Below are 13830 nucleotides of genomic sequence, written 5' to 3'. Positions count from 1 at the left end.
CACGGTTCCGCACGGCCTTCATATAGCGGTGGGCCGGCGCCGCCGTCTCGCGGCAGGGGAGCGAACGGAACCCAGAAGGCCTGTGGAAGGATCCTACGTGGTCGCCTCGAGCACCTCCAACGAAACCGCTACCGTCTCCCCGCGATCCGGCGCCTCCGCCGGACGCGTCTCCTTCGCCAAGATCTCCGAGCCGCTGGACGTGCCGGACCTGCTGGCGCTGCAGACCGAGTCGTTCGACCGCCTGATCGGCAATGAGCGGTGGGCCGCGCGCGTGGACGCCGCCCTGGCCGCCGACGACCACTCCGTGCCCGTCACCTCGGGACTGACGGACATCTTCGAGGAGATCTCCCCGATCGAGGACTTCCAGGGCACCATGTCCCTGTCCTTCGCCGAGCCCGAGTTCGCCGACGCGAAGATGACGGAGGAGGAGTGCAAGGATCGCGACGCGACCTTCTCCGCCCCGCTGTACGTCAAGGCCGAGTTCATGAACAACACGACCGGCGAGATCAAGCAGCAGACCGTCTTCATGGGCGACTTCCCGCTGATGACCCGCAACGGCACGTTCATCATCAACGGCACCGAGCGCGTCGTCGTCTCCCAGCTGGTCCGCTCCCCGGGCGCCTACTTCGAGCGCACCCCGGACAAGACCTCGGACAAGGAGATCTTCTCCGCGAAGATCATCCCCTCGCGCGGCGCCTGGTTCGAGCTCGAGGTGGACAAGCGTGACCAGGTCGGCGTCCGCCTCGACCGCAAGCGCAAGCAGCCCGTGACGGTGCTGCTCAAGGCCATGGGCTGGACCGAGTCCCGCATCCTGGAGGAGTTCGGCCACTACGACTCCATCCGCGCCACCCTCGAGAAGGACGGCACCGCGGACCAGGACGAGGCCCTGCTCGACATCTACCGCAAGCTGCGCCCGGGCGAGCCGGCCGCCGTCGACGCCGCGCAGACGCTGCTGAACAACCTGTACTTCACCCCGAAGCGCTACGACCTCGCCAAGGTGGGCCGCTACAAGCTCAACCGCAAGCTCGGCGTGGACGTGCACCTCGGCGACCCCAACGCGTCTGTGCTCACCGAGGACGACATCGTCCAGATGGTGCACTTCATCGCCGCGCTGCACGCCGGCGAGACCGTCATCAAGGGCACGCGCGACGGCGAGCCGGTGGATGTGCGCGTGGAGATCGACGACATCGACCACTTCGGCAACCGTCGCATCCGTGCGGTGGGCGAGCTGATCGAGAACCAGATCCGCACCGGCCTGTCCCGCATGGAGCGCGTCGTGCGCGAGCGCATGACCACCCAGGACGTCGAGGCGATCACCCCGCAGACCCTGATCAACATCCGCCCCGTGGTGGCGGCGATCAAGGAGTTCTTCGGCACCTCGCAGCTGTCCCAGTTCATGGACCAGAACAACCCGCTGGCCGGCCTGACGCACAAGCGTCGCCTGTCCGCGCTCGGCCCGGGCGGCCTGTCCCGCGACCGTGCCGGCATGGAGGTCCGTGACGTCCACCCGTCGCACTACGGCCGCATGTGCCCCATCGAGACCCCGGAAGGCCCGAACATCGGCCTCATCGGGTCGCTGGCGACCTTCGGCCGGATCAACTCCTTCGGCTTCATCGAGACCCCGTACCGCCGCGTGGTCGACGGCCGGGTCACGGACACCGTGGACTACCTGACCGCCGACGACGAGCTGGCCTTCCAGATCGCCCAGGCGAACGCCCCGGTGGATGAGGACGGCCGGTTCGAGGAGGAGTTCGTGCTCTGCCGCCAGCGCGGCGGCGACGGCGAGCCCGTGCTCTCGACCGTGGACGAGATCGACTACATGGACGTGTCCCCGCGCCAGATGGTGTCGGCGGCCACCGCCCTGATCCCGTTCCTCGAGCACGACGACGCCAACCGCGCGCTCATGGGCGCGAACATGCAGCGTCAGGCCGTGCCGCTGCTCCGCTCCGAGGCCCCCTACGTGGGCACCGGCATGGAGAAGTACGTGGCCGTGGACGCGGGCGACTCCGTGACGGCCACCCAGGGCGGCGTCGTGACCGAGGTGGCCGCGGACCTGGTGACCGTCATGAACGACGACGGCACCACCACGCACTACCCGATCATGAAGTTCGCCCGCTCGAACCAGGGCAACGCCTACAACCAGCGGGTGCGCGTCTCCGAGGGCGAGCGGGTGGAGCCGCTGAGCATCATCGCCGACGGTCCCGCCACGGACAACGGCGAGCTCGCGCTCGGCAAGAACCTCCTCGTCGCGTTCATGCCCTGGGAGGGCCTGAACTACGAGGACGCGATCATCCTGTCCCAGCGCATGGTCTCGGAGGACGTCCTCACCTCGATCCACATCGAGGAGCACGAGGTCGACGCCCGCGACACCAAGCTGGGCGCCGAGGAGATCACGCGCGACATCCCCAACGTGTCCGAGGAGGTGCTCTCGCAGCTCGACGAGCGCGGCATCATCCACATCGGCGCCGAGGTGGAGGCCGGCGACATCCTGGTCGGCCGCGTGACCCCGAAGGGCGAGACCGAGCTGACCCCGGAGGAGCGCCTGCTGCGCGCGATCTTCGGCGAGAAGTCCCGCGAGGTCCGCGACACGTCCCTGAAGGTGCCGCACGGCGAGTCCGGCACCGTCATCGGCGTGCGCATCTTCGACCGCGACGAGGACGACGACCTGCCCCCGGGCGTGAACCAGCTGGTGCGCGTCTACGTGGCGCAGAAGCGCAAGATCACCGACGGCGACAAGATGGCCGGCCGCCACGGCAACAAGGGCGTCATCTCGAAGATCCTGCCGCTCGAGGACATGCCGTTCCTGGCGGACGGCACCCCGGTGGACATCGTGCTGAACCCGCTCGGCGTCCCCGGCCGCATGAACCTCGGCCAGGTCATGGAGCTGCACCTGGGCTGGGCCGCCTCGCGCGGCTGGGACATCCAGGGCGAGCCGGAGTGGATCAAGGACCTGCCGAACTTCCCGCGGCAGTCCGGTCCGGTCAACGTGGCCACCCCGGTGTTCGACGGCGCCGAGGCGTACGAGATCACGGGCCTGCTCGGCCACGTGAACGTGACCCGCGACGGCGACCGTCTCATGAGCGACAGCGGCAAGGCGCAGCTGTTCGACGGCCGCACCGGCGAGCCGTTCCCGGACCCGGTGTCCGTGGGCTACATGTACATGCTCAAGCTGCACCACCTGGTGGACGACAAGATCCACGCCCGTTCCACGGGCCCGTACTCGATGATCACGCAGCAGCCGCTGGGCGGTAAGGCCCAGTTCGGCGGCCAGCGCTTCGGCGAGATGGAGGTGTGGGCGCTCGAGGCGTACGGCGCGGCGTTCACCCTCCAGGAGCTGCTGACCATCAAGTCCGACGACATCCACGGCCGCGTGAAGGTCTACGAGGCCATCGTCAAGGGCGAGAACATCCCGGAGCCGGGTGTTCCCGAGTCCTTCAAGGTGCTCATCAAGGAGATGCAGTCCCTCTGCCTGAACGTGGAGGTCCTCTCCGCCGACGGCCAGGCCATCGAGATGCGCGACGCGGAGGACGAGGTCTACCGCGCCGCCGAGGAGCTGGGCATCGACCTCTCCCACGCCGAGCCCAGCTCGGTGGAGGAAGTCTGAGCCGGGCCCGATCCCGCATCCACAAGACGTCACCTGAGAACCACTGAACCAAGGGAGTTCACCGGAGCATGAGCGTGAACAGCATGTCCACTGACAACTCTTTCGGCCTGATGCGCATCGGCCTGGCCACGGCGGAGGACATCCGCCGCTGGTCCTACGGCGAGGTCAAGAAGCCGGAGACCATCAACTACCGCACCCTGAAGCCGGAGAAGGACGGACTCTTCTGCGAGAAGATCTTCGGCCCCACCCGTGACTGGGAGTGCGCGTGCGGCAAGTACAAGCGCGTGCGCTTCAAGGGCATCATCTGCGAGCGCTGCGGCGTCGAGGTGACCCGCTCGAAGGTGCGCCGCGACCGCATGGGCCACATCGAGCTGGCTGCGCCGGTCACCCACATCTGGTACTTCAAGGGCGTGCCCTCGCGCCTGGGCTACCTGCTGGACCTGGCGCCGAAGGACCTCGAGAAGGTCATCTACTTCGCGGCGTACATGATCACCTCGGTGGACGAGGAGGCCCGGCACCGCGACCTGGCCAACCTCCAGGCCGAGTACGACCAGGAGACCCGTGTCCTGGCCGACCAGCGTGACTCCGACATCGCCGCGGTGGCCGCCGACCTCGAGAAGGACCTGGCCAAGCTGGAGTCCGAGGGCGCCAAGGCCGCCGAGAAGAAGAAGGCCCGCGACGCCGCGGACAAGACCATGGCGCAGATCCGCAAGCGCGCGGACGCGGACCTGGACCGCAAGGAGCAGGTCTGGGACCGCTTCAAGAACCTCAAGGTCGCCGACCTCGAGGGCGACGAGGGTCTGTACCGCGCCATGCGAGACAAGTACGGCCAGTACTTCGAGGGCTCGATGGGCGCGGAGGCGATCCAGCGTCGCCTGCAGACCTTCGACCTCGAGGCCGAGTCCGAGATGCTGCGTGAGACCATCAAGACGGGCAAGGGCCAGCGCAAGACCCGCGCCTTGAAGCGCCTGAAGGTCGTCAACGCGTTCCTGACCACGGACAACTCGCCCGAGGGCATGGTCCTGGACGCCGTCCCGGTGATCCCGCCGGAGCTGCGTCCGATGGTGCAGCTGGACGGCGGCCGCTTCGCGACCTCCGACCTCAACGACCTGTACCGTCGCGTGATCAACCGCAACAACCGCCTGAAGCGGCTGCTCGACCTCGGCGCGCCCGAGATCATCGTCAACAACGAGAAGCGCATGCTGCAGGAGGCCGTGGACTCGCTGTTCGACAACGGCCGCCGCGGCCGGCCGGTGACCGGCCCGGGCAACCGCCCGCTCAAGTCACTCTCCGACATGCTCAAGGGCAAGCAGGGCCGGTTCCGTCAGAACCTGCTCGGCAAGCGCGTGGACTACTCGGGCCGCTCGGTCATCGTGGTGGGTCCCCAGCTCAAGCTGCACCAGTGCGGCCTGCCGAAGCAGATGGCGCTGGAGCTGTTCAAGCCGTTCGTGATGAAGCGTCTCGTGGACCTGAACCACGCGCAGAACATCAAGTCCGCCAAGCGCATGGTGGAGCGCTTCCGTCCGCAGGTCTGGGACGTGCTCGAGGAGGTCATCACCGAGCACCCGGTCCTGCTGAACCGCGCCCCCACCCTGCACCGTCTGGGCATCCAGGCCTTCGAGCCGCAGCTCGTGGAAGGCAAGGCCCTGCAGCTGCACCCGCTGGTCTGCTCCGCGTTCAACGCGGACTTCGACGGCGACCAGATGGCGGTCCACCTGCCCCTGTCGCCGGAGGCCCAGGCCGAGGCGCGCCTGCTCATGCTCTCGAGCCACAACATCCTGAAGCCCTCGGACGGCCGCGCGGTCGCCGTGCCGGCCCAGGACATGATCATCGGACTGAACCACCTCACCACGGTGCGTCCGGACGAGGTCGGCGCGGGCAACCTGTACGCGACCGTCGGCGAGGCCATCATGGCGTTCGACGGCGGCGACCTGCACCTGAACGCGCCCGCACGGATCGGCGTCGAGGGCTTCGTGCCGTCGGCGGACGTGCCGGCCCCCGAGGGCTGGTCCGAGGGCGAGATCGCCCTCATCGAGACCACCCTGGGCAAGGTGCTGTTCAACGAGCTGCTGCCGGACGACTACCCGTGGCTGGACAAGCAGGCGACCAAGGGCACCCTCGGTCAGCTGGTCAACGACCTGGCCGAGCGCTACCCGATGGTCGTCACCGCGCAGACGCTGGACAACCTCAAGGACGCCGGCTTCCACTGGGGCACCTGGTCGGGTGTGACCGTGGCGATCTCGGACATCACCTCCGACTTCGACAAGGCCGCCATCATGGAGGGCTACGAGGAGCAGGCCCAGCGCGTGCAGCAGCAGTACGACAAGGGCCTGATCGCGGACGACGAGCGTCGCTCCGAGCTGATCGACATCTGGAACAAGGCCACCGACGAGGTCGCCGCGGCCATGAAGGACGGCCTGCCGGAGCTCAACACCATCAACCGCATGGTGTCCTCCGGTGCGCGAGGCAACTGGCTCCAGGTGCGCCAGATCGCGGGCATCCGCGGCCTCGTGGCCAACCCGAAGGGTGAGATCATCCCGCGTCCGATCAAGTCCTCGTACCGCGAGGGCCTGTCCGTGCTCGAGTACTTCTCCGCCACCCACGGCGCCCGCAAGGGCCTCGCGGACACCGCGCTGAAGACCGCGAACTCGGGCTACCTGACCCGTCGTCTCGTCGATGTGTCCCAGGACGTCATCGTCCGCGAGGACGACTGCGGCACCGAGCGCGGCCTGTCCGTCACGATCGCCGCCCCGAACGCCGACGGCGAGCTGGTGGCCCACGAGCAGGTCGAGAACTCGGCCTTCGCCCGCACGCTGGCCCAGGACGTCACGGGCGAGGACGGCACGGTGCTGGCCTCGGCCGGTGCGGACGTGGGCGACGTGCTGATCGGCGAGCTGGTGGCCGCCGGCGTCACGGAGATCAAGGTCCGCTCGGTCCTGACCTGCGAGTCCGCCGTGGGCACCTGCGCGAAGTGCTACGGCCGCTCCATGGCCACCGGCCAGCTGGTGGACATCGGCGAGGCCGTCGGCATCATCGCGGCCCAGTCGATCGGTGAGCCGGGCACCCAGCTCACCATGCGCACGTTCCACACCGGCGGTGTGGCCTCGGCCGACGACATCACGCAGGGTCTGCCCCGCATCCAGGAGCTCTTCGAGGCCCGCACCCCGAAGGGCGTGGCCCCGATCTCCGAGGTCGCCGGCCGCGTGACCATCGAGGACACCGAGGCGTCCGTGCGCCTGCTGCTCACGCCGGACGACGGCTCCGAGGAGATCGCCTACCCGGTGCTGCGCCGTGCGCGCATCCTCGTGGCCGACGGCGAGCACGTGCCGGTGGGCACGCAGCTCGTGGCCGGCGCCGTGGACCCGAAGCAGGTTCTGCGCGTGCTCGGCCCGCGGGCCGCGCAGCGGTTCCTCGTGGACGAGGTGCAGAACGTGTACCAGTCCCAGGGCGTGGGCATCCACGACAAGCACGTGGAGGTCATCGTCCGGCAGATGCTGCGTCGCATCACCGTCATCGAGTCCGGTGACACCGACCTGCTGCCGGGCGAGCTCACGGACCGGGCGCGCTTCGTGGCCGCCAACCGCGCCGCCGTCGCTGAGGGCCGCCAGCCGGCCTCCGGCCGCGACGAGCTGATGGGCATCACGAAGGCCTCGCTGGCCACGGACTCGTGGCTGTCGGCCGCGTCCTTCCAGGAGACGACCCGCGTCCTGACGCAGGCGGCCATGGAGGGCAAGTCCGACCCGCTGCTGGGCCTGAAGGAGAACGTGATCATCGGCAAGCTGATCCCGGCCGGCACGGGCCTGGACCGCTACACGAAGACCGTCGTGGAGCCGACGGAGGAGGCGAAGGCCAACCTGTTCGCCTCGCCGGCCGGCTTCGCGGACTTCGACTACCCGGGCCTGGACCAGTCGCTCGGCGAGAACGACTTCCACGCCGTCTCGTTGGACGACTACGACCGCGGGGGCGACTTCCGCGCCTGATCCCCGTCCCCCAGGGGGCCCGCCGTTCCGCCGCTCACGCGGGGGAGCGGCGGGCCCCTTGGCGTGCGGGGCCGGCTCGTCGACGGCGCCGGGGCGTGCTATGCTGTCAAGGATTGTTTTTCGTGTGGCAAATTGGACGCTGTCCGGGTCGCGGGGTCATTGCGCGGCAGATGCCACACTTTTGCACGCCTGCGGACGTCTGCTCGTTGCGAGCCCCCACAGGGAGAGGCAGAGCAGAGGAACGAGCAGCCGGCGCCCCGGGCGCCGGTCGATCACGTCAGCGATCACCGAAACACAGGAAGGCTGAAGAGTGCCTACGATTCAGCAGCTGGTCCGCAAGGGCCGCTCACCCAAGGTCGTCAATACGAAGGCCCCTGCCCTGCAGGGGAACCCCATGCGTCGTGGCGTGTGCACCCGTGTGTACACCACCACGCCCAAGAAGCCGAACTCGGCGCTGCGCAAGGTCGCCCGTGTGCGCCTGAACGGCGGCATCGAGGTCACCGCCTACATCCCCGGCGAGGGCCACAACCTGCAGGAGCACTCGATCGTGCTCGTCCGCGGCGGTCGTGTGAAGGACCTGCCCGGCGTGCGCTACAAGATCGTGCGCGGCGCCCTCGACACCCAGGGCGTGAAGAACCGCGGCCAGGCCCGCTCCCGCTACGGCGCCAAGAAGGAGAAGAAGTAATGCCTCGTAAGGGTCCTGCGCCGAAGCGCCCCCTCGTCGTCGATCCCGTCTACGGCTCCCCGCTGGTCACGCAGCTGATCAACAAGGTGCTCGTCGACGGCAAGAAGTCCACCGCCGAGCGCATCGTGTACGGCGCGCTCGAGGGCGCCCGTGCCAAGAACGGCGCCGATCCCGTGGCCACCCTCAAGAAGGCCATGGACAACATCAAGCCGGCCCTCGAGGTGCGCTCCCGCCGCGTCGGCGGCGCCACCTACCAGGTGCCCGTCGAGGTCAAGCCGGGCCGCTCCACGGCCCTGGCCCTGCGCTGGCTGGTCGGCTTCTCCAAGGCCCGCCGTGAGAAGACCATGACCGAGCGCCTGATGAACGAGATCCTGGACGCCTCGAACGGCCTGGGCGGCGCCGTGAAGCGTCGCGAGGACACCCACAAGATGGCCGAGGCCAACAAGGCCTTCGCCCACTACCGCTGGTGATCCGTGTGGCCCGGGGCGCGCGATCCGCGCCTCGGGCCGCAGGTGCGTCCTCTCGGACGGGCCACCCACCGCATCCACCTCACGAGCCCCCCCATTCCACCCGACCAAGGGAGACACCGTGGCACAGGACGTGCTGACCGACCTGCACAAGGTCCGCAACATCGGCATCATGGCCCACATCGATGCCGGCAAGACCACCACCACCGAGCGCATCCTGTTCTACACGGGTGTCAACCACAAGCTGGGCGAGACCCACGACGGCGGCGCGACGACGGACTGGATGGAGCAGGAGAAGGAGCGCGGCATCACCATCACCTCCGCCGCGGTGACCTGCTTCTGGAACGACCACCAGATCAACATCATCGACACCCCCGGCCACGTGGACTTCACGGTCGAGGTGGAGCGCTCGCTGCGCGTGCTCGACGGCGCCGTCGCCGTGTTCGACGGCAAGGAGGGCGTGGAGCCCCAGTCGGAGACCGTGTGGCGCCAGGCGGACAAGTACAACGTCCCGCGCATCTGCTTCGTCAACAAGATGGACAAGCTGGGTGCGGACTTCTACTTCACCGTCGACACCATCGTGAAGCGCCTCGGCGCGCGTCCGCTCGTGATGCAGCTGCCGATCGGCGCCGAGAACGACTTCGTGGGCGTCGTCGACCTGCTCTCCATGAAGGCCTTCGTGTGGCCGGGCGACGCCAAGGGCGACGTCACCATGGGCGCCTCCTATGAGACTCGCGAGATCCCCGCCGAGCTCCAGGAGAAGGCCGAGGAGTACCGCAACGAGCTCGTCGAGGCCGTCGCCGAGACCTCCGAGGAGCTCATGGAGAAGTACCTCGAGGGCGAGGAGCTCACCGTCGAGGAGATCCAGGCCGGCGTGCGCCAGCTGACCGTGAACGCCGAGGCCTACCCGGTGTTCTGCGGCTCCGCGTTCAAGAACCGTGGCGTGCAGCCGATGCTGGACGCCGTGGTCGCCTACCTGCCGAACCCGCTGGACGCCGGCTCCGTCAAGGGCCACGCCGTGAACGACGAGGAGGAGGTGCTGGAGCGCGAGGCGTCGAAGGAGGCCCCGTTCTCGGCGCTCGCCTTCAAGATCGCCACGCACCCCTTCTTCGGCACGCTGACCTTCATCCGCGTGTACTCCGGCCGCCTGGAGTCCGGTGCGCAGATCCTCAACGCCACCAAGGGCAAGAAGGAGCGCATCGGCAAGCTGTTCCAGATGCACGCCAACAAGGAGAACCCGGTGGACGAGGTGGTCGCCGGCCACATCTACGCCGTGATCGGCCTCAAGGACACCACCACGGGCGACACCCTGTGCGATCCCGCGAACCCGATCATCCTCGAGTCGATAACCTTCCCGGAGCCCGTGATCTCCGTGGCCATCGAGCCGAAGACCAAGGGTGACCAGGAGAAGCTCTCCACCGCCATCCAGAAGCTCGTCGCCGAGGACCCCACGTTCCGCGTGAACCTCAACGAGGAGACCGGCCAGACCGAGATCGGCGGCATGGGCGAGCTCCACCTGGACGTGTTCGTGGACCGTATGAAGCGCGAGTTCAAGGTCGAGGCCAACGTGGGCAAGCCCCAGGTCGCGTACCGCGAGACCATCAAGCGCAAGGTCGACAAGGTCGACTACACGCACAAGAAGCAGACCGGCGGCTCCGGCCAGTTCGCCAAGGTGCAGCTGTCCTTCGAGCCCCTGGACACCGCCGAGGGCGAGGTCTACGAGTTCGAGAACGCCGTCACCGGCGGTCGCGTGCCCCGCGAGTACATCCCCTCGGTGGACGCGGGCATCCAGGACGCCATGCAGTTCGGCGTGCTGGCCGGCTACCCGATGGTCGGCGTGAAGGCCACCCTGCTCGACGGCGCGTACCACGACGTCGACTCCTCGGAGATGGCGTTCAAGATCGCCGGCTCCCAGGCCTTCAAGGAGGGTGTCCGCAAGGCCAACCCGATCATCCTCGAGCCGCTGATGGCCGTGGAGGTCCGCACCCCCGAGGAGTTCATGGGCGACGTCATCGGCGACCTGAACTCCCGCCGCGGCCAGATCCAGTCCATGGAGGACGCCACCGGCGTGAAGGTGGTCAACGCCCTCGTGCCGCTGTCGGAGATGTTCGGCTACATCGGCGACCTGCGCTCCAAGACGCAGGGCCGCGCGGTGTACTCGATGACCTTCCACTCCTACGCCGAGGTCCCCAAGGCCGTGGCGGACGAGATCATCCAGAAGTCCCAGGGCGAGTGACCGCAGGTCACCTGCTCTGAACGACCTGCCCCGGGTCGGCCGCCGCAGCCGCGGCCGGCCCGGGGCGACCGGACCGCCCTTCCCGGCGCGGCGGTCCGCGATCAGGACGGGTCAGGTCCGGTCCGCTTCCGGCGGTCCCGACGGCCTGGAACCGGACTGGCCCTCGTGAGGCCGGGATTTCCCCAACCCCGCACCATCCGAGTAGACTCAGTCAAGTTGTCAGCACGTCGCAGGCGGCTGAGCAGTCTTCTTGACGATGAACCAGTTCTTAGGAGGAACTAGTGGCAAAGGCAAAGTTCGAGCGGACGAAGCCGCACGTCAACATCGGCACCATCGGCCACGTTGACCACGGCAAGACCACGCTGACCGCCGCCATCTCGAAGGTCCTGTACGACAAGTACCCGGACCTGAACGAGGCCCGTGACTTCGCGACGATCGACTCCGCCCCCGAGGAGCGTCAGCGCGGCATCACCATCAACATCTCCCACGTGGAGTACCAGACCGAGAAGCGTCACTACGCCCACGTGGACGCCCCCGGTCACGCCGACTACATCAAGAACATGATCACCGGCGCCGCTCAGATGGACGGCGCGATCCTCGTGGTCGCCGCCACCGACGGCCCGATGGCCCAGACCCGTGAGCACGTGCTCCTGGCCCGCCAGGTCGGCGTGCCGGCCCTGCTCGTGGCCCTGAACAAGTCGGACATGGTCGAGGACGAGGAGCTCCTCGAGCTCGTCGAGATGGAGGTCCGCGAGCTGCTGTCCTCCCAGGACTTCGACGGCGACGAGGCCCCGGTCATCCGCACCTCCGGTCTGAAGGCCCTCGAGGGCGACCCCCAGTGGGTCAAGTCCGTCGAGGACCTCATGGAGGCCGTGGACGAGTTCATCCCGGACCCGGTCCGCGACAAGGACAAGCCGTTCCTGATGCCGATCGAGGACGTCTTCACCATCACCGGTCGTGGCACCGTGGTGACCGGTCGCGCCGAGCGCGGCACCCTGAAGATCAACTCCGAGGTCGAGATCGTCGGCATCCGCGACGTGCAGAAGACCACCGTCACCGGCATCGAGATGTTCCACAAGCAGCTCGACGAGGCCTGGGCCGGCGAGAACTGCGGTCTGCTGCTGCGCGGCCTGAAGCGCGACGACGTGGAGCGCGGCCAGGTTGTGGTGGAGCCGGGCTCCATCACCCCGCACACCAACTTCGAGGCGAACGTCTACATCCTGTCCAAGGACGAGGGTGGCCGTCACAACCCGTTCTACTCGAACTACCGCCCGCAGTTCTACTTCCGCACCACCGACGTCACCGGCGTCATCACGCTGCCCGAGGGCACCGAGATGGTCATGCCCGGCGACACCACCGAGATGTCGGTCGAGCTCATCCAGCCGATCGCCATGGAGGAGGGCCTCGGCTTTGCCATCCGCGAGGGTGGCCGCACCGTGGGCTCCGGCCGCGTCACCAAGATCACCAAGTGATCTGACGCATCCCGTCTCGTGGCTCCGTTGAGCCGCTGACGCGCGACGCCCCCGTCTCCGGGTCCCCCGGAGGCGGGGGCGTCGCCGTGTCCGACGACGGCGCGGCGGCGGCGGCTAGGCTGGGGAGCATGCCTGAACTGCTCATCCTCATCGTGGTGCTCGCCGTGGCCGTCGTGGCCGTGCGCTGGGCGCTGCGGACCTTCCGTCCCGAGATCGACCGTGCCCGGCGCATCCGGCGCGCGAACCGCGGCGGGGAGCTGGAGCGATGAGCCTGCCCGGCCCGCGCCGCCTCTTCGCCGTCACGGCGATGGCCGAGATGTTCACCTGGGCCGGTCTGCTGATCGCCATGGGCCTCAAGTACGGCGGAGTCACGGAGCGGGTGGTGCCGATCGCCGGCGGCGTCCACGGCTTCGTGTTCCTCTGCTACCTCGTGGTGACGGTCGCCGTGTGGATCGACGGGCGGTGGCCCGTGGCCCGCGGACTCCTCGGCCTCGGTTCGACGATCGTCCCGTTCATGACGGTCCCGTTCGAGCGGGCCCAGCGGCGGCGCGGCGAGCCGGCGTCGCGGTGGCAGGTCGTGGACCGCGCGCCGGGGGAGCGGGGGCCCCTCGAACGGCTTCTCGTCGTGGTGCTGCGCCATCCGGTGGTCAGCGCGCTCCTGGCGGTCGCCGTGGTCGCCGTCGTCTTCACCCTGCTGCTCAACGCCGGCCCGCCCACCGAGTGGGGCCGCTGAGCCCGGGGGGCCGTCGGGCCCGGCCCGCCGATTGGCGGACCGGGCCCGGTTCTGTCTATACTGATTCGGTTGCTCAAGCGCCATTGCGCTGTCGTCGTGTGTCTCGCGGCGGCAGCTCGGCCCAGATGTGACGTCACCACTCCGACCCGCCACAGGCGCGTGCCCTCCCAGGAATGCGACACGCCCGACCGCGTGGACCGGAGTCCGGCGGCGGCGAGGAACCCGGTCCGACCGGATTCGCCCCGCGCGGGTGGAGGACAAGAAGGCGGGCACGATCCGCCGCACAGGGACAGGAACAGCACACCCGACGAGAGAGGCGTGACGCCATGGCGGGACAGAAGATCCGCATCCGGCTGAAGTCGTACGACCACGAGGTCATCGACGTCTCGGCCCGCAAGATCGTTGACACGGTCACGCGCGCAGGCGCGACGGTGGTCGGCCCCGTGCCGCTGCCGACGGAGAAGAACGTGTACTGCGTTATCCGTTCTCCCCACAAGTACAAGGACAGCCGCGAGCATTTCGAGATGCGCACCCACAAGCGGCTCATCGACATCATCGACCCGACCCCGAAGGCCGTCGACTCGCTCATGCGACTGGACCTGCCCGCGGACGTCAACATCGAGATCAAGCTCTGAGAGGGAGGTGCTGAGAGA

9 protein-coding genes are annotated in these 13830 nt (G+C 68.4%); all 9 read left to right on the top strand.

The genetic code is table 11. The annotated features are described in order from the left end of the window. Positions 1-97: 97 nt before the first annotated feature. Entirely contained in the window at positions 98-3604 is a 3507-nt protein-coding gene (gene rpoB / locus J1M39_RS04120) for a DNA-directed RNA polymerase subunit beta (protein WP_036317750.1), read from the top strand. Between the two features lie 83 nt (positions 3605-3687). Next, the gene (locus J1M39_RS04115) at positions 3688-7584 is read left to right on the top strand and encodes a DNA-directed RNA polymerase subunit beta' (RefSeq protein ID WP_036317751.1); all 3897 of its coding nucleotides are present in this window, start codon (positions 3688-3690) and stop codon (positions 7582-7584) included. A gap of 310 nt (positions 7585-7894) precedes the next feature. Further along, on the top strand, positions 7895-8269 hold the full coding sequence (rpsL, locus tag J1M39_RS04110) for a 30S ribosomal protein S12 (protein WP_002854787.1): 375 nt from the start codon (positions 7895-7897) through the stop codon (positions 8267-8269). Beyond that, on the top strand, positions 8269-8739 hold the full coding sequence (gene rpsG, locus J1M39_RS04105) for a 30S ribosomal protein S7 (protein ID WP_010080379.1): 471 nt from the start codon (positions 8269-8271) through the stop codon (positions 8737-8739). The genes rpsL and rpsG overlap by 1 nt, the downstream gene beginning before the upstream one ends. A gap of 118 nt (positions 8740-8857) precedes the next feature. Beyond that, the gene (gene fusA / locus J1M39_RS04100) at positions 8858-10972 is read left to right on the top strand and encodes an elongation factor G (RefSeq protein WP_036317752.1); all 2115 of its coding nucleotides are present in this window, start codon (positions 8858-8860) and stop codon (positions 10970-10972) included. A gap of 281 nt (positions 10973-11253) precedes the next feature. Then, positions 11254-12444, top strand: coding sequence for an elongation factor Tu (gene tuf / locus J1M39_RS04095; protein ID WP_036317754.1), 1191 nt, complete (start codon positions 11254-11256; stop codon positions 12442-12444). Between the two features lie 128 nt (positions 12445-12572). Further along, positions 12573-12713, top strand: a complete 141-nt coding sequence (locus tag J1M39_RS04090; RefSeq protein WP_162833779.1) for a hypothetical protein — start codon at positions 12573-12575, stop codon at positions 12711-12713. Continuing rightward, a complete protein-coding gene (locus tag J1M39_RS04085; protein ID WP_036317755.1) occupies positions 12710-13177 on the top strand; it encodes a DUF3817 domain-containing protein in 468 nt (155 codons plus the stop codon). The genes J1M39_RS04090 and J1M39_RS04085 overlap by 4 nt, the downstream gene beginning before the upstream one ends. A gap of 326 nt (positions 13178-13503) precedes the next feature. Continuing rightward, entirely contained in the window at positions 13504-13812 is a 309-nt protein-coding gene (gene rpsJ, locus J1M39_RS04080) for a 30S ribosomal protein S10 (RefSeq protein ID WP_002857463.1), read from the top strand. Positions 13813-13830 lie beyond the last annotated feature (18 nt).

Origin of the sequence: Micrococcus sp. KRD077 (assembly GCF_017168505.1) — a bacterium.
GTDB classification, from domain to species: domain Bacteria; phylum Actinomycetota; class Actinomycetes; order Actinomycetales; family Micrococcaceae; genus Micrococcus; species Micrococcus luteus.
The sequence above is the reverse complement of the archived record's forward strand: the minus strand, read 5'-3'. Positions and strand labels throughout refer to the sequence as shown.